General features: G+C 60.9%; 16 protein-coding genes and 1 pseudogene. 9 read left to right on the top strand and 8 right to left on the bottom strand.

All coding sequences use genetic code 11. From position 1 onward, the window contains the following. Positions 1-181 (bottom strand): annotated as a pseudogene (locus tag ACS5Q1_RS29560) (outer membrane protein); the annotation flags it as partial. A 1,034-nt stretch (positions 182-1,215) separates the two neighbouring features. Here ACS5Q1_RS29560 and ACS5Q1_RS29555 point away from each other — a divergent pair. The 7 genes from ACS5Q1_RS29555 to ACS5Q1_RS29525 are packed head-to-tail and all read left to right on the top strand — an operon-like array spanning position 1,216 to position 6,102. After that, the gene (locus ACS5Q1_RS29555; RefSeq protein WP_203442575.1) at positions 1,216-1,380 is read left to right on the top strand and encodes a periplasmic nitrate reductase, NapE protein; all 165 of its coding nucleotides are present in this window, start codon (positions 1,216-1,218) and stop codon (positions 1,378-1,380) included. Positions 1,381-1,390: 10 nt separating this feature from the next. Next, positions 1,391-1,684 carry a 4Fe-4S binding protein gene (locus tag ACS5Q1_RS29550; RefSeq protein WP_473101551.1) on the top strand — a complete coding sequence of 98 codons (294 nt, stop codon included), beginning with the start codon at positions 1,391-1,393 and terminating at the stop codon, positions 1,682-1,684. Beyond that, positions 1,681-1,938, top strand: a complete 258-nt coding sequence (locus ACS5Q1_RS29545; RefSeq protein ID WP_473101550.1) for a chaperone NapD — start codon at positions 1,681-1,683, stop codon at positions 1,936-1,938. Before ACS5Q1_RS29550 ends, ACS5Q1_RS29545 begins: the two co-directional genes overlap by 4 nt. Before the next feature lie 4 nt (positions 1,939-1,942). Then, the gene (napA, locus tag ACS5Q1_RS29540; RefSeq protein WP_473101549.1) at positions 1,943-4,462 is read left to right on the top strand and encodes a periplasmic nitrate reductase subunit alpha; all 2,520 of its coding nucleotides are present in this window, start codon (positions 1,943-1,945) and stop codon (positions 4,460-4,462) included. Continuing rightward, positions 4,459-4,932, top strand: a complete 474-nt coding sequence (locus ACS5Q1_RS29535) for a nitrate reductase cytochrome c-type subunit (protein ID WP_473101548.1) — start codon at positions 4,459-4,461, stop codon at positions 4,930-4,932. Before napA ends, ACS5Q1_RS29535 begins: the two co-directional genes overlap by 4 nt. Further along, entirely contained in the window at positions 4,932-5,549 is a 618-nt protein-coding gene (locus tag ACS5Q1_RS29530; RefSeq protein ID WP_473101547.1) for a NapC/NirT family cytochrome c, read from the top strand. The genes ACS5Q1_RS29535 and ACS5Q1_RS29530 overlap by 1 nt, the downstream gene beginning before the upstream one ends. Before the next feature lie 4 nt (positions 5,550-5,553). Beyond that, a complete protein-coding gene (locus ACS5Q1_RS29525; RefSeq protein WP_473101546.1) occupies positions 5,554-6,102 on the top strand; it encodes a DUF4142 domain-containing protein in 549 nt (182 codons plus the stop codon). 15 nt (positions 6,103-6,117) lie between these two features. Here the strand turns inward: ACS5Q1_RS29525 and ACS5Q1_RS29520 are convergent, their stop codons facing one another. From ACS5Q1_RS29520 to ACS5Q1_RS29500, 5 genes are all read right to left on the bottom strand, one after another. Then, positions 6,118-6,411, bottom strand: a complete 294-nt coding sequence (locus tag ACS5Q1_RS29520; protein WP_473101545.1) for a hypothetical protein — start codon at positions 6,409-6,411, stop codon at positions 6,118-6,120. Between the two features lie 318 nt (positions 6,412-6,729). Then, positions 6,730-7,671, bottom strand: a complete 942-nt coding sequence (locus tag ACS5Q1_RS29515; protein ID WP_473101544.1) for a substrate-binding domain-containing protein — start codon at positions 7,669-7,671, stop codon at positions 6,730-6,732. A 109-nt stretch (positions 7,672-7,780) separates the two neighbouring features. Beyond that, positions 7,781-8,776: an ABC transporter permease gene (locus ACS5Q1_RS29510; RefSeq protein ID WP_473101555.1), complete on the bottom strand. Its 996-nt coding sequence runs from the start codon at positions 8,774-8,776 to the stop codon at positions 7,781-7,783. A gap of 5 nt (positions 8,777-8,781) precedes the next feature. Beyond that, positions 8,782-10,326, bottom strand: a complete 1,545-nt coding sequence (locus ACS5Q1_RS29505) for a sugar ABC transporter ATP-binding protein (RefSeq protein WP_473101543.1) — start codon at positions 10,324-10,326, stop codon at positions 8,782-8,784. A 582-nt stretch (positions 10,327-10,908) separates the two neighbouring features. Next, entirely contained in the window at positions 10,909-11,823 is a 915-nt protein-coding gene (locus ACS5Q1_RS29500) for a LysR family transcriptional regulator (protein WP_473101542.1), read from the bottom strand. A gap of 105 nt (positions 11,824-11,928) precedes the next feature. On the opposite strand from ACS5Q1_RS29500, the gene ACS5Q1_RS29495 reads away from it, so the two are divergent. Then, complete coding sequence (locus ACS5Q1_RS29495) at positions 11,929-13,098, top strand: mandelate racemase/muconate lactonizing enzyme family protein (protein ID WP_473101541.1); 1,170 nt, start codon at positions 11,929-11,931, stop codon at positions 13,096-13,098. Positions 13,099-13,114: 16 nt separating this feature from the next. On the opposite strand, the gene ACS5Q1_RS29490 is transcribed toward ACS5Q1_RS29495, so the two are convergent. Together ACS5Q1_RS29490 and ACS5Q1_RS29485 are read right to left on the bottom strand one after the other, a co-directional pair. Continuing rightward, positions 13,115-13,522 carry a (R)-mandelonitrile lyase gene (locus tag ACS5Q1_RS29490; protein WP_473101540.1) on the bottom strand — a complete coding sequence of 136 codons (408 nt, stop codon included), beginning with the start codon at positions 13,520-13,522 and terminating at the stop codon, positions 13,115-13,117. A 49-nt stretch (positions 13,523-13,571) separates the two neighbouring features. Continuing rightward, positions 13,572-14,279, bottom strand: a complete 708-nt coding sequence (locus ACS5Q1_RS29485; RefSeq protein WP_473101539.1) for a GntR family transcriptional regulator — start codon at positions 14,277-14,279, stop codon at positions 13,572-13,574. Positions 14,280-14,556: 277 nt separating this feature from the next. Here ACS5Q1_RS29485 and ACS5Q1_RS29480 point away from each other — a divergent pair, with 277 nt between their 5' ends. Continuing rightward, positions 14,557-15,534 carry a tripartite tricarboxylate transporter substrate-binding protein gene (locus ACS5Q1_RS29480; protein ID WP_473101538.1) on the top strand — a complete coding sequence of 326 codons (978 nt, stop codon included), beginning with the start codon at positions 14,557-14,559 and terminating at the stop codon, positions 15,532-15,534. Positions 15,535-15,601 lie beyond the last annotated feature (67 nt).

Here is a 15,601-nt window from a genome sequence, read left to right as displayed (position 1 = left end):
GGTTGCTGTCGCGCCAGCCCCAGCCGGCGTTCACACCGGCATAAAACCCGGTCCAGGTGAAGATCGGCGCCACGATCGGTGCCGGCGGCGGCGCCTGACTCGGGAGATCCGCCGCAGAGGCAGCCGAGATGCCAGCGGCGAGTGCCGTAGCGGCCAAGAGAGCAAGAAGGCGTGTTTTCATGAGCTTTCATCCCTTGTGCGAGGAGTCGCAAGGGCAGTATGAAGCATATGCAAGTTCTGGCTATGGCATGAAAGCAACACCGGAATTAATTCATTCGTATCGTCAGTATTGCTGACCTGAATACGGGACTATATTATTACGAATACATTAGGTCGTTTGACTCAAGCGTGGTTGCGTGGCCTACTCCAGAGGCTTTCGGAGGACTCCGGAGGCGAGGAGAAACCTGACCCTGCCCCGGGATGGGGCAGGGCTTTTTGTATTAGGTCAGATCACGCGATCCTGAGCCAGTTGCGAAAACTTCGATAGGTCGTCGTTCAGGTGTTATCTCGCAAGCTGCCAAGTACTTACCTGATAGCTGACGCCTATCTTCTTGATAGTCTGAGGCTGATATGTGGGGACGCGACCCTGCCCAAGAACCTCATATATAAACTGACCGAGTTTGCAATCCTCGCTGAGACTCAGCTTGATCTAAACATTCAAGTGACGCGGGATTCAAGACAGTCCAATCCCAGGGACGGTGTGCGATGATCGAGTTCTGGGAACCACAGCACTGACTTGAAACGGTAAGGCCTTCTATCGATCTGTGTGAGGTTCTGATGGCAACGGTTGACCGCGAGATCTTCGACATTGGGCTGCGGCGAACCAAAGATTTTCCCCGCCCCCGTGCATGTGTCAACCGGTCCTTCGTCTCGACCGGGAATTCTACACAAATCGGATACAGGTTCTGGGTGAAGATCCATTCCGACGCCAGTCGGTGCTGAACAGTCGATGCCTCGGCAATCAACGTTCAACCTGGCCTCAAAGGCATGGACCGGGCGGAGCAGTGCCCTAAAATGAGGGTTGTAGGAAAAATCGCCTTATTTGATCTAGCGCAAAGACGGAATGTTGGCAATCGTCTATAGTAAGAAATTTGAAGTATAATTACGTAATCTACAGTAGTAGTTTTCTATATTCGGTTGCTGGACAAGTTTTAGGAATGTTCTAAAGTACATGTCGTTAAGTAAGCCCCGTGTCTTTCTGAGCGAACATGAATAATGCAATCCGAACCACTGGAAGCAGGCAGAAAGAGGCGTGAAGCACTCACGTTCCTCGCTCTAGCTGTCCTGATCTGGCCTTTCATCGCCGTCGGCATAGTCGCCGGGTGGGGCTTCGTCGTGTGGATGTATTACCTGTTCACGGGACCTCCGGGTCCGGTTTGAGGGCAGGTCGATGACGGAGGTCGTGGATCAGAGGCGCCGCAGTTTCCTGCTCGGCAGGATCACCCGGGGCGACAAGATTGCCGGGCCCTTGTCCGCCGTGATCGACCCCTCCTGCTTTGCGTTTCAGGGCATCGCCTGCATGAGTTGCCGGGACGTCTGCCCGACGGGTGCCGTGCGGTTCGAGCTGGCCCTCGGTGGTGCCCGCCCCAGGATCATGACCGACGCCTGCAGCGCCTGCGGTGATTGCATCCAATCCTGCCCTGCCGATGCCATCCGGATCTCTGCTTCGGAGGTGGCCTCATGAGCGACGAATGTCACATCTCCAGCCTTGTCGTTCACAGCCGGCCCGATCGGGTTCCATCGATCATCGAGAGTATCAGCTCCATCGAAGGGGCTGAGATCCATGGCGGTCAGGAAACGGGCAAGCTGATCGTCACGCTCGAGACGGAAACCGAGAACCAGGTCGTCGAGCGCATCAATGCCATCCAGCTCCTCGACGGCGTCCTCGCTGCCACCCTTGTCTTCCATCACTTCGAGCCTGTCCAAGAGCGGGAGTAGATCCATGGACCTCACGCGCCGCACTCTCCTGAAGACACAAGCCGCTGCCGCGGCGGCCGCAGCGGCAAACGTCGCGCTTCCGGCCGGCGCTCAGAACATCCTGACGGGCGAGGACCTCCAGCTTCAGTGGTCGAAGGCGCCATGTCGCTTTTGCGGCACGGGCTGCGGCGTGATGGTGGCGGTGAAGGACGGCCGCGTCGTCGCCACCCATGGCGACATGCAGGCGGAGGTCAACCGCGGCCTCAACTGCGTCAAGGGCTACTTCCTGTCCAAGATCATGTACGGAAACGACCGGCTCACACAGCCGCTTCTGCGCATGAAGAACGGCCAATTCGCCAAGGACGGCGAGTTCCAGCCAGTCTCCTGGGACCAGGCCTTCGACGAGATGGCGAAGCAGTTCAAGCGCGTGCTGAAGGAGAAGGGGCCGGAAGCCGTCGGCATGTTCGGCTCAGGCCAATGGACGATCTGGGAGGGCTATGCGGCCTCCAAGCTGATGCGGGCGGGATTCCGCACCAACAATCTCGATCCGAATGCCCGCCACTGCATGGCGTCTGCCGCCGTCACCTTCATCCGCACCTTCGGCATGGACGAGCCGATGGGCTGCTACGACGACTTCGAGCATGCCGATGCCTTCGTTCTCTGGGGCTCGAACATGGCCGAGATGCACCCGATCCTGTGGACCCGGGTGACCGACCGCCGCCTGAGCCACCCGCACGTGAAGATCGCGACGCTGTCCACCTACGAGCATCGTACGACGGACCTGTCCGACATGGCCTTGATCTTCAAGCCGAACTCGGACCTCGCGATCATGAACTACATCGCGAACTACATCATCCAGAACGGTGCGGTGAACCGGGACTTTGTCGAGAAGCACTGCAACTTCCGGCTGGCGAATACCGACATCGGTTACGGCCTGCGGCCCGAGAATGTGCTGGAGCAGCGGGCCCAGCACGCCAACGATGCACAGGTCTCCCACCCGGCGAGCTTCGAGGACTACGCGAAGCTCGTGAGCCAATACACGGTGGAGAAGGCGTCCGAGCTCTCGGGCGTGCCGGCGGAGCGGCTCGAGGCCCTGGCGAAGCTTTATGCCGATCCGAAGACCAAGGTGATGTCGCTCTGGACCATGGGCTTCAACCAGCACGTCCGCGGCGTCTGGGCCAACCACATGGTCTACAACCTGCACCTGCTGGCGGGAAAAATCGCTGAGCCCGGCAACTCGCCCTTCTCGCTGACCGGCCAGCCCTCGGCTTGTGGCACGGCGCGCGAGGTCGGCACCTTCAGCCATCGATTGCCGGCCGACATGCAGGTCAACAATCCCGAGCACCGCAGGCATGCAGAAGAGATCTGGAAGCTGCCGCATGGGCTGCTGCCGGAGAAGGTCGGCTATCATGCCGTGCAGCAGGACCGCATGCTGAAGGACGGCAAGCTCAACGCCTACTGGATCATGGTCAACAACAACCTCCAGACGGCGCCGAACACCAATAACGAGACCTATCCGGGCTACCGCAATCCGGCGAACTTCGTAGTGGTCTCGGATGCCTATCCGACCGTGACTGCGATGGCGGCAGATCTGATCCTGCCGGCGGCGATGTGGGTCGAGAAGGAAGGCGCCTATGGCAACGCGGAGCGGCGCACGCATTTCTGGCATCAGCTCGTCAATGCACCGGGCGAGGCCCGCTCCGATCTTTGGCAGCTGATGGAGTTTTCCAAGCGCTTCACCACCGACGAGGTTTGGACGAAGGAGATCCTCGACGCCAATCCTGGCTACAGGGGTAAGACCCTCTACGAGGTCCTCTTCGCCAATGGCGAGGTGAACAAGTTCCCGCTGACCGAGATTGATGCGGCTTACGAGAACCACGAGGCGAAGGCCTTCGGCTTTTACGTTCAGAAAGGTCTGTTCGAGGAATACGCCGCCTTCGGCCGCGGCCATGGGCATGACCTCGCCCCGTTCGACACCTATCACCAAGTTCGCGGCCTGCGCTGGCCGGTGGTGGACGGCAAGGAGACGTTGTGGCGCTACCGGGAAGGCCTTGATCCCTATGTCGAGAAGGGCAGCGGAGTGCAGTTCTACGGCAACCCGGACAAGAAGGCCAATATCATGGGCGCGCCGTACGAGCCGCCGGCCGAGGCTCCGGATATCGAATACGACCTGTGGCTCGTGACCGGCCGCGTGCTGGAGCACTGGCATTCCGGCTCGATGACCCTGCGGGTGCCCGAACTCTACAAGGCTTTCCCGGGTGCCGTCGTGTTCATGCACCCGGACGATGCGGCCAAGCGTCGGCTTCGCCGGGGACAGGAGGTGAAGGTGATTTCGCGGCGCGGCGAAATCCGCAGCCGCGTCGAGACGCGCGGGCGCAACCGTGTGCCGCCGGGACTGATATTCGTGCCGTTCTTCGATGCCAGCCAGCTCATCAACAAGGTCACGCTCGACGCGACGGACCCGATCTCGAAACAGACCGACTTCAAGAAATGCGCGGTCAAAGTTGTCGCCGCCGCCACCGCCGATGCGGGAGATCAGCCATGAGGCGCAGCGTTTTTGCTATCCTGATCGGCATCGGACCGTGCCTGGCGGCAGGGGCCATCTTCGCGCAGGATGCGCCGCGCTTGCGCGGGCCCGAACCATTCACGACGGACACGCCGGCCCCGCCGATGGCACGACAGATCACCGACGACGTGCGTGTAGGCCGCAACTATCCCGACCAGCCTCCCGTGATCCCGCACTCCATTGACGGCTATGCGATGGATCTGAATGCCAACAAGTGCATGTCGTGCCATGCGCGCAAGTTCACGGAACAGAGCCAGGCCCCGATGATCAGCGTGACGCACTACCAGGACCGCGCCGGAAACACCCTCGGCGGCTTGGCGCCGCGGCGCTACGTCTGCGTGTCCTGTCACGTGTCCCAGACCAACGCAAAGCCTCTCGTCGAAAACGCGTTCACCGACATGGACGCTATTGCCGAGCCTGAGCGGCAGCCGGAACGCGGGAGGCATTGATGGCGGCGGGAATTGCGCGGGCCTGGGACTGGTTTCGGGGAAACTCCTGGGTCCAGACGGCGCTCAGACCGCCCGTCTATATGAGCTTGGCCTTCCTCACGCTCGGTGGCTTCGTCGCCGGGGTGGGCTTCTGGGGCGCCTTCAACACCGCGCTCGAGGCAACGAACACGGAGCAGTTCTGCACCAGCTGCCATGAGATGGAGGCCAATGTGTTCGAAGAACTCAAGGGCACGATCCACTTCACGAACCGGTCCGGCGTCCGCGCCACCTGTCCCGACTGCCACGTTCCACACAACTGGACCGACAAGATTGCCCGCAAGATGCAGGCATCGAAGGAGGTCTGGGGTCACATCTTCGGCTCCATCGACACGCGCGACAAGTTCCTGACCATGCGCAAGCATCTGGCCGAGCGGGAATGGGCGCGCATGACAGCGAACGACTCGCTGGAGTGCCGCAACTGCCACAGTTCGGAGTCGATGGACCTGACGAAGCAGAACCCACGTGCGGCCTCGGCGCATGAGCGCTTCCTGTTCTCGGGCGAGAGAACCTGCATCGACTGTCACAAGGGAATCGCGCATCGCCTGCCCGACATGTCGGGCGTTCCAGGATGGCAGTAAGCCCATGAAGATCCGGCGTCTCCTCATAGCAGTATCCGTTCTCGTGACGGTGCTGCCGGAAGCAATCCCGGCCGTCCAGGCACAAGGGCAGGGCGCATCGGGCACCGCCGCGCAGACGCGTCCGATCGAGCCAGAAGAGTTCGTGCGCCTCGCCTATAGCTCGGCGTCTCTTCAGGAGCAGGCCGCGAAGCTCGCCGCCGGCCGCGAGACGAGACCGGAAGTCAAGCGTTACGCGACCGCGGCGGTCGGCTACCGCACAGGACTGCTGCAACGGATCGAGGCCTTCGCCCGCGAGCGGAACATGCCGTTGCCAAGCGTGAAGGAGTTCGAGCACCAAGTCGTCATCGAGAACCTGGAGCCGCTCGATTATCTTGCGTTGAGCCGGCGCTACGCCGAGGTCCAGATGCAGGCGCTCGATCAGGAGCTCGGCATCTACCGGGCGGCGAGCCGCAGTCCGCATCAGTCGATCAAGGCCTTCGCCGACGAAATCCTGCCCGAATTGGAAAAACAGCGCGAAGATGCCCAGAAAATGAGCGACGCAATTCGGCCCTGAATGGGATCCTGCCGATTAACCTCCAGCCTTTATTCGCTTCAGAAGAGACTCGATATCATCCGTTAGATCCATGATAGCGCGCGGATGCCGTTGTTTTCCCATTCGCCACTGCTGTCGCTGAGCCTCGGTTGTCTTTAGCTGGAGCGGCAATGCCTTGGGTCTTGGAGGCTCGGCCGAGATATGCTGTGCCGATCGCCTGATTTCATTGCGGATCAAGGCAATTGCGACAACCATCAGCGCAGGTACCAGGGCAATAAGCCCCAGGACAGCCCAGTCCTGCAGCGTCGTATTCGCCCAAAGCGCATTCATGGCATCCTCCCTGAATGACCTCGGATCGACTCTCCTGGGAAGACGCGTCTTGTTCTGGCAGGAGAGCCCATCAATTCTACCGCCCACTGTTGTTTAGTTGTATTGCCAAAGGAGGGCTGCCCTGTTGGAGGCAGCTCGTTTTCCCATTTGCAGGTACGTCGACAGCCCCTCGCTCCCGGCATTCCTGGCCATCCGGGCCGCGTCGTCGAACTGCTTGTCGTTCCTCGACCGTCACTGGCGTAACGCTCTTTGGTTCTACAGCAGTTCCACCGGTGAAGGTGGAGGAGAGGGGCTGGCCCCTCTCCCGATCGCTATCCCTCAGTCATAGAGGACGGCTGCGATCTTCGGATCGCTCATGTTTGACTTGTCATAGTAGAAGAAGCCGGTGTCGATGATCTTCTCGAGCTTTTCTCCCTTGAGCGTCTTCACGGCGGCCTCGACTGTCTTGTAGCCGATGCCGACCGGGTTCTGGGTGATAGCTCCCGCCATAAGGCCGTCTTGGATCGCTTGCTTCTGCTGCTTGCCAGAATCGTAGCCGATGATGACAATCTTCCGGTTCATCTCCCGAGCACCATTGACCACACCGATCGCCGAACCTTCGTTGGCGCCGAAGATGCCCTTGAGCCTCGGATTGGCTTGGAGAATCGACTTCGTGATCTCAGTCGATTTCAGGTGATCGCCGGACCCGTACTGGACGCTCACGATATTGATCTTCGGATACTTCTCCTTGATCCGATTCACGAAACCGTCGCGCCGGTCGATGCCTGTGCGGCTGGTCTGATCGTGAACCACAAGAGCGATGTCACCTTCGCTCCCGATCATCTCAGCCATCTTGTCGGCCGCCAGCGCCGCAGCCGCCAAGTTGTTCGTGGTTGCCGTGGTCACGGGAATGTCGCTGTCGACGCCGGAGTCGAAGGCAACGACCGGAATCTTGGCCGCCTGCGCCTTGCGCAGGAGAGGGATTGCAGCCTGACTGTCGAGGGCGGCGAAGCCGATAGCCTTAGGGTTCTTGGCGAGACCGGCTGATAGCATGTCGATCTGCTTGTCGACCATGGTCTCGCTATCGGGGCCTTCGAACGTGATGCGGACATTGTAGTCCTTGGCGGCTTGTTCGGCGCCTGCTTTGACAGCCTGCCAGAACTGATGCTGGAAGCCCTTCGAGATAAGCGGGATATAGATTTCCTGGGCCGTGGCGGGGCCCGCGAAACCGGCGAGTGCGCCAATGCCGATGGCGCTAATCAGAGTCCGTCTGCTCCACATCGTCTTCCTCCTGCCTGTCATTCGTTGTTGGACCCGGCCAGCCGCCGGGCGGTGAATTTCGTGCCGTGCTCTTGTCGTCTTCCCCTTCCTGACCGTGAGACATGATGCGCTAGCCCTTGCGGCGCAGGATGTCGGCATAAACCGCGAGAATGATGATGCCTCCGGTTACGACTGTCTGCCATTCCTGGGCCACTGAGAGAATTCGCAGGCCGTTCGTGAGCACGCTGATGATCAACGCGCCGATGATCGTGCCAAGAATAGTGCCGCGCCCGCCGCTCAGGGAGGTGCCACCGATGACTACGGCCGCGATGGCGTCGAGCTCGTAGCCCTGACCGAGGGCAGGCTGGGCGGAATTGAGCCGCGAGGCGATGATCAGGCCGGCGATCCCGCAGATGCCGCCGGAAACCGTGTAGACGATGATCTTCCAGAAGTCGGTATTCACGCCGGACAGGCGCACAGCTTCCTCGTTCGAACCGAGAGCGAAGGTGTAGCGGCCGAGAGCCGTGCGCGTGAGAACAAGGCTGGCAGCGATCGCGACAACGAAGAGAATCAGGACGCCATTGGGAATCGGCAGGAACGGAAGGATGGCTCCGATGATGGATTCCTGCGAGATCATGGAGAAGTTCGGCGTGTCGTTGAAGTAGATCGGGCGCGTCCCCGAGATGACGAGCGCAAGCCCTTTCAGCAGCATCATCATGCCGAGCGTCGCGATGAAGGGGGGAATTTTCATCTTCGCGATCAGGGTGCCCGAAATGGAGCCGCAGAAGGCTCCCGCGGCAATGGCCGCGACGATCCCGACAGGCATGGGCAAACCCCAGTAGGTCAGGACCACGCCGGCAATCACGGCGCAAAAAGTCATCAATGTGCCGACCGACAGGTCGATCCCGCCGGTAATGATGACGAACGTGGCGGCGACCGCGAGAACGCCGTTGACGGCCGTCGCCTGAAGAATCCCGATGATGTTGTCCCGCTGCAGGAAGTTTTCGGACGCGATGCTGAAGACTGCCATAAGCGCGATCAGACTGGCGAAGGCCAGGACCCTCTGCCATGCCCCCTGGCTGAAAACGGCAGACTTGATAATGGTCCGGGAGCTCTGTTCTGCGATGGTCGTCACGTGGTTGATCCCCCGGTCGCCGTAGTCAAGGTGTGGGTTGTCAGGCTATGCCGTCGCGTGGCAAGCCGCATGATGTCCTCCTGGGTCGTTCCTTCGGCAGGGAGTTCGCCGGTCAGCCGGCCTTCGCACATCACGACAATACGATGGCTCATGCGCAGGATCTCGGGCAGTTCCGACGAGATCATCACGATCGCCCGACCTTGCGCCGCAAGTGCATTGAGGAGTTTGTAGATCTCATTCTTGGCTCCTACATCGATGCCCCGCGTCGGCTCATCGAAGAACAGAATCTCGCAGTCCCGTGCGAGCCATTTCGCAATGACAACCTTCTGCTGGTTCCCGCCGGAGAGAAACCGTGCCTCCTGGGTGTCGGAGGGAGTCTTGATCTGCAATTGCCTGATATAGGAACGTGCCGTCTCGCCAATGGCGCGAGCCTTCAAAAAGACCCCCATTGCGAGAAAGCGGCTCAGGCACGGCATCACGATGTTGCTCGCCACATCCATTCCAGTCGCGAGGCCGAAGCGTTTTCGGTCCTCGGACAAATATCCGATTCCGAGGCGCACGGCGTCCTGAGGTGAGCGGATCGTCACGGGTTTGCCCCTAACGATGATCTCGCCGCCATCGAGAGCATCGGCGCCGAAGATGGCGCGTGCAACCTCGGTTCGACCCGCCCCCATCAGACCGGCGAACCCGAGAATTTCGCCCTTGCGTAGCTTGAAGCTCACGTCTCGAATGGCATTGTGACGGTGGAGGTTGCGGACTTCGAGCACGATGTCATGGCTCGACAGGTCGGGAACTTCCGTCTTGGTTTCGGTCAAGCTGCGACCGACCATCATTGAAATGATCGTGTCGACGCTCGTCGATGCAGTAGGCACGGTGCCGATGGTTTCGCCGTCGCGCATGACGGTGACGCGATCAGAGATTTCCTTCAGCTCGTCCATCTTGTGCGAGATATAGACGATGCCGACGCCCTCGGCCCTGAGCTTGCGAATGATGCTGAAGAGGTCCGCGATTTCCGCATTGTTCAAGGCCGCCGTGGGCTCGTCCATGATCAGCACCTTGGACTTGAACGATAGGGCCTTGGCAATCTCTACCATTTGCTGCTTGGCGACGGTGAGTCTGCCGACTTCGACCTGTGGGTCGAGCTTGAGGTGCATGCGTTCGAAGATCTCGGCGGCGGCGCGGTTCAGAGCCTCCTCATCCAGGAGAAGCCCGAAAGCTCGTTTGGGCTCTCGGCCGATGAAGATGTTCTGCGCGGCCGTGAGATCGTTCATCAGGTTGAGTTCCTGATGGATGATGCTGATGCCGAGCTCTTGCGCAGCCCGGGGAGAGACGACATCGACGGGCACGCCCTCGATGCGGATTTCGCCCACATCCTTTCTGTAGATGCCGGCGAGAATCTTCATCAGGGTGGACTTGCCTGCGCCGTTTTCCCCCATCAGGGCATGAACTTCCCCCGGAAGCAGTTCGAGATGGGCTTTCTTCAAGGCCTGCACGCCCGGGAAGGCCTTATCCAGGTTCCGGATCGTGACAAGCGGCGTCATAGATGACGCTCCAATTTTCTCGTCGCATATCCGTTCCGGCAAAGACTCGCAGCATTCGACAGAACGAAGGTATTGCCGCGAGCGCGACAATAGATGCCCGTGCGCTCAAAGCCCCGAGCCACTGCGGTCATGAGCAGGACCGCGTCCTGTGCCCGCATCTGTTCCTCCCGACCGCCGCCCTTTGACGATCTCGAGCCTTTGACGCCATTCTTGATTAGGCCCGTTGGGAGCCGAATTGGATTGGAAGCGAAGGCTTTTCTTTTCAAGGATGATATTCACGAAGAAGCGAGGCAGGCAACAGGAAATGTGGTCTGGATACGAAGGGAAGAAAGAGGAAAGCCAGGGGCGAGTTACAAAGTATCATGAAGCGAACATCGCAGGCTGATCACTCGTGCGGCGCTCGCCGATCCTGCCGGCTCCATAGCATCGTCAATTAGAGCCGCGCGGCTACTGCCCACGGTGACACGGTCATCTCGATGAGGCCGCGATCAGCAGGGAATCGTGCTCGATGTCCTAGATCAGAGGCGCCGCAATGCGAGAGCCACGAATATCTGTTATGGGAGCTGCTCTTTCCACCAACGGCTAAGCGATCTCACTCCCTGGTGTGCTTAAGCGGTCCCACAGTTCATCCGCTGCTTGGTTGCGGCAGTCAGGTGATCGGAACAGGCGGACCTCAACTGGGATGTCAAAGCTGTCCGGTCCAGCCCGCACGAGCCGCCCGCGCATTAAATCCTCCTCGGCCAGCCCGAGAGGAAGCCAGGCGATACCATGTCCCTCGCGGGCCATGGTCATCAGGGTGGCGGCCAGATGCGAGGTGAAAACGCTCTCAAGCCTCATCGTTTCAGCGTTTCTGATCTGGTGGGCTGCAAGAATACGACCGAGCCCGGATGCCGGGCTGTAGGCGAGGAGCCGCACCGGTCTTTCGGGTGAGCCGGGAAGGAGCCACAAAGGCTGGCCCCCTGTGTCTGGTGCACAAACCGGGATCAGGAGATCCTTACCCACGCGGACGCTCCCGAACCGGCTGTCGTCGAAGCGGGTCGGCGCATCGGCATGATAGTGACAGAGCAGGAAATGCACTGCGCCGCCGAGCATGATCTGCTCGCAGGCTTCCATGCTGTCCGAGATCAGATTGAGGGCGCCGAGTGCCTCGAAGCGCATGTGCCGACGAATCCAGCCAGGAAAGAAGGTGAAAGACAGGGCATGGGTCGCTGCAATGGACAGCGATCCCGTCTCGCGCTCGCCCACGGTTCTCGTATCGCGGCGGGCACGATGCAGGTTGCGCATCAAATCTTCAGCCAAAGGTTCGAAATGGCGACCGGCCTGCGTCAGGCTGGCACCCTGGCCACCCCGCACGAAGAGGGGTGTTCCGATCCAATCTTCGAGTGCGCGGATACGGCGACTGAAGGCGGGCTGCGAGACGTTCCGGGACTCAGCGGCCCGGGAAAAGTTCTTCTGCTCTGCCAGTGCCAGGAAATCCTCAAGCCAAGTCAGGTCCATCTCGATGCCGATTGCGCATAACGTGAACCGATCTTGGCATTGGCCTATCGGCGGTGTCTAGGCGTATCAAGACTTCCGTCCCCGCAGCATCCTAACGCGAGAAGGTTGTCCATGCGCATTATCGACGTCCGCGAGATCACCCAGCCGATCGCTTCGCCGATCCGCAACGCCTATATCGACTTCACGAAGATGACGACGAGCCTCGTCGCCGTGGTGACTGACGTGGTGCGCGACGGCCGCCGTGTCGTCGGCTATGGCTTCAACTCGAACGGCCGTTACGGTCAGGGCGGTCTCATCCGCGAGCGCTTCCGCGACAGGATTCTAGAGGCCAGCCCCGAGAGGCTGCTCGAGGAGGGCGGTACCAACCTGGATCCGCACAAGATCTGGGCCACGATGATGAAGAACGAGAAGCCGGGCGGTCATGGCGAACGCTCGGTGGCGGTCGGCACCCTCGATATGGCGATCTGGGATGCCACGGCCAAGATCGCCGGAAAGCCGCTCTTCCGCCTGCTGGCCGAGCGCCAGGGCCGTGAGGCCAACCCGAGAGTCTTCGTCTATGCAGCCGGCGGCTACTATTACCCGGGCAAGGATGACAGCGCCCTGCGGGCCGAGATGCGCAGCTATCTCGACCGCGGCTACAATGTCGTGAAGATGAAGATCGGCGGAGCCTCTATCGCGGAGGATCAGCGCCGGATCGAGGCAGTGCTTACTGAGATAGGATCTCAGGCGCAGTTGGCGGTTGATGCGAACGGGCGTTTCGATCTTGAGACCGCGATCGCCTACGCCAAGATGCTGCGCAACTACCCGCTGTTCTGGTACGAGGAGGCTGGTGATCCACTCGATTACGCGCTCCAGGCCGCGCTCTCCGAATTCTATCCCGGCCCGATGGCGACCGGCGAGAACCTGTTCTCGCACCAGGATGCACGCAACCTTCTGCGCTACGGCGGCATGCGGCCGGACCGTGACTGGCTGCAGTTCGACTGCGCCCTGGCCTACGGGCTGGTGGAGTACCTGCGCACCCTTGATGTGCTCGAGCAATCCGGCTGGTCGCCCTCCCGCTGCATCCCGCATGGCGGACATCAGATGTCGCTCAATATCGCGGCTGGGCTCGGTCTCGGCGGCAACGAGAGCTATCCGGATCTGTTCCAGCCCTATGGCGGCTTCCCGGACAGTGTGCGGGTCGAGAACGGTCACATCGTCATGCCCGAGCTGCCCGGCATCGGATTTGAGGGCAAGTCCGATCTGATTAAGGTTATGCGGGAGCTAGCCGAATGATCGGTCGCTGAGTGCCTCAGGTCTCCGGCGCGACACCGTATTGCTCGTCGGAGACGTGCTCCAGCCACGTGACATGGGTACCGTCCAGGGCTTCCTGCATGGCGATGTGGACCATGCCAATGTTGGGCGCCGCCCCATGCCAATGCTTCTCGCCCGGTGGAATCCACACGCTGTCGCCAGCCTTGATCTCCCTGACTGGTCCACCCCAGGTCTGCACGCGCCCAACGCCCAGGATGACGTGAAGGGTCTGTCCGAGCGGGTGGGTGTGCCAAGCCGTCCGGGCGCCGGGCTCGAAGGTGACGCGGTTCGCGCGGATGCGGGCCGGTGGCGGGGCATCGACGATCGGGTCGTGCCAGACGGTCCCGGTGAATGCATCGGTGGGAGCCCGTTTCGTTGGGAATGTTCCTGCGCCATGGATCTCCATGGAATTCTCTCCGTATGATGATGTGCGCTGCGCTAGCTGGGTCGATGCATCACAGATGCTTGATGCCGAAGCTTTCGATCAGCGGAAGGAGCTCATCTCGGGCGTTGATGCGATGCTGGCGGGCATGCTGGTGAGCCTCGGCCACCTGTCCTTTCCGGATCGCTTCGGCGATCTGCCTGTGGGCGGCGGCCGATCCGGTCGGCTTCGGCCGGAGCTTGAGCGTGAGCATTCGCGCCCGATGGGCTTGGTCGGTGATGGTCTGCGCGATCCTGCGGATGCGGCTGTTGCCGCAACGCTCGACAAGGATGCGATGGAATTGATCGTCGGCTAAGGCCCAGGCGTGCAGATCATCCTTCCGAAGAGCCTGTTCCATGCGGGCGGTCGCTTCCTCGAGCTCGTCGGCAATCTGACGCCGATTGTTGTAAGGCATGGCAGCCAGCAGTTCGGCTGCTCTCGCCTCGATGGCGATGATGACATCGTAGATCTCCCGGATGTCCTCCGGGGCGAGCGGGCAGACCTGGACGCCCCGCTTGGAGAGCACCCGCACGAGCCCGTCCTCCTGAAGCCGGATGATGGCCTCGTGCACGGGCGTCCGGCTCATGCCGAGCCGCAGGGCGATTTCCTGCTCGGAGCCTTGATAGCCAGGCGGAAAGACATTGTCGCGGATCGCCTCTTTCAACGCCCTGTAGGCGTCCTCCACCAGCGACGGCTTCCTCGCAGTCTCCTGTGCCGTGCGCACCTGCAGCTTGTCCACCATAGAGACCTCCCGCTTCATTATGCCCGTCAGTGAACTTCCATACAAGGATAAATGGATGATTGACAAAGGGAGAAATGAGGAGCAGCCTTCTTGCATGCCAACTTCCATGGAAGCTGCGAGGCATCAAACGCAGCCAGCCAAGCGCTCACGAGAAGCGGGGGCATTCAGGAGGCGAAAGCGCGCGGACCCTGAGGTGCAGGCACCGAAGGCCAAGCTTCGCTGATCGGCGAGAGGCATCGATAGCCGACAACAAAATTCTCAAGGGAAGGAAACGTATATGAAGAAAGCTCTCTTCACCTTCGCGATAGCCATGGGCTTCGTCGCGACGGCCGCTCAGGCACAAGGAACCTATCCGACGCGGCCCATCACTCTCGTGGTCCCGTTCGCCGCCGGCGGCACGACCGACGTGGTGGCGCGCCTCATGGCCGATCACATGAGCCGCACGCTCGGTCAGCAGCTCGTGGTCGAAAACGTCACCGGAGCAGGGGGCACTGTCGGCGTCACCCGCGTGTCCAAGGCCGAACCGGACGGCTACACGATCCTCATGGGAAATCTTGGAACACAGGCGGCAAGCGTCGGCCTTTATCCGAAGCTGGCTTATGACCCGCGCACCGACTTCGAGCCGATCATGAACTCGGCGGCGACACCGATGCTCGTGGTTGCGAAGAAGGATCTGCCGGTCAAGGATTTCAAGGAATTCATCGCTTATCTGAAGGCCAATGCGCCCAAGATGAACTACGGTTCGGGCGGCGTCGGCTCGACCTCGCATCTCACCTGTCTGTTCATGGAATCCCTTCTGGGCGTGAAGCCGCAGCACGTGCCGTTCCGCGGCTCCGGTCCGGCATTGAACGCGCTCCTCGGCGGCCAGGTCGACTATGTCTGCGATCAGACGGTCGCCATCGTGCCGACCGTCCAGGCGAAAGAGGCCAACGGTCTAGTCGTCGCGGTGCAGAACCGCCTCCCGGTCGTCCCGGATGTCCCGACTTCGGCCGAGCAGGGCTTGCCGCAATTCCAGGCGACAGGTTGGAACGCGCTCTTCGCACCGAAGGGAACGCCCAAGGAGATCGTCACGAAGCTGAACGCCGCCGCCAAGGCCGCACTCAAGGACGAGAACACGCGCAAGCGCCTCCTCGATCTCGGCGCCGAACTTCCGGACGAAGCGGGCCAGACGCCCGAGGCCCTCGCCAAACTCGTGAGTTCCGAAATTGACAAATGGGTTCCCGTCATCAAGGCCTCAGGCGTTACGGGACAGTAACAACCGGTGACGGGTGCGGGCGGCTTCAGAACCCGCACCCGCCATCGAGACACTCATGACTGACGAA

The organism is Microvirga sp. GN3 (genome assembly GCF_055792825.1).
This window is presented reverse-complemented; position numbering and strand designations above follow the sequence as displayed.

Coding starts and splice junctions, on each gene's coding strand:
- ACS5Q1_RS29555 (WP_203442575.1), top strand. CDS start 1,216: ATGCAATCCGAACCACTGGAAGCAGGCAGAAAGAGGCGTGAAGCACTC.
- ACS5Q1_RS29550 (WP_473101551.1), top strand. CDS start 1,391: ATGACGGAGGTCGTGGATCAGAGGCGCCGCAGTTTCCTGCTCGGCAGG.
- ACS5Q1_RS29545 (WP_473101550.1), top strand. CDS start 1,681: ATGAGCGACGAATGTCACATCTCCAGCCTTGTCGTTCACAGCCGGCCC.
- napA (WP_473101549.1), top strand. CDS start 1,943: ATGGACCTCACGCGCCGCACTCTCCTGAAGACACAAGCCGCTGCCGCG.
- ACS5Q1_RS29535 (WP_473101548.1), top strand. CDS start 4,459: ATGAGGCGCAGCGTTTTTGCTATCCTGATCGGCATCGGACCGTGCCTG.
- ACS5Q1_RS29530 (WP_473101547.1), top strand. CDS start 4,932: ATGGCGGCGGGAATTGCGCGGGCCTGGGACTGGTTTCGGGGAAACTCC.
- ACS5Q1_RS29525 (WP_473101546.1), top strand. CDS start 5,554: ATGAAGATCCGGCGTCTCCTCATAGCAGTATCCGTTCTCGTGACGGTG.
- ACS5Q1_RS29520 (WP_473101545.1), bottom strand. CDS start 6,411: ATGAATGCGCTTTGGGCGAATACGACGCTGCAGGACTGGGCTGTCCTG.
- ACS5Q1_RS29515 (WP_473101544.1), bottom strand. CDS start 7,671: ATGTGGAGCAGACGGACTCTGATTAGCGCCATCGGCATTGGCGCACTC.
- ACS5Q1_RS29505 (WP_473101543.1), bottom strand. CDS start 10,326: ATGACGCCGCTTGTCACGATCCGGAACCTGGATAAGGCCTTCCCGGGC.
- ACS5Q1_RS29500 (WP_473101542.1), bottom strand. CDS start 11,823: ATGGACCTGACTTGGCTTGAGGATTTCCTGGCACTGGCAGAGCAGAAG.
- ACS5Q1_RS29490 (WP_473101540.1), bottom strand. CDS start 13,522: ATGGAGATCCATGGCGCAGGAACATTCCCAACGAAACGGGCTCCCACC.
- ACS5Q1_RS29485 (WP_473101539.1), bottom strand. CDS start 14,279: ATGGTGGACAAGCTGCAGGTGCGCACGGCACAGGAGACTGCGAGGAAG.
- ACS5Q1_RS29480 (WP_473101538.1), top strand. CDS start 14,557: ATGAAGAAAGCTCTCTTCACCTTCGCGATAGCCATGGGCTTCGTCGCG.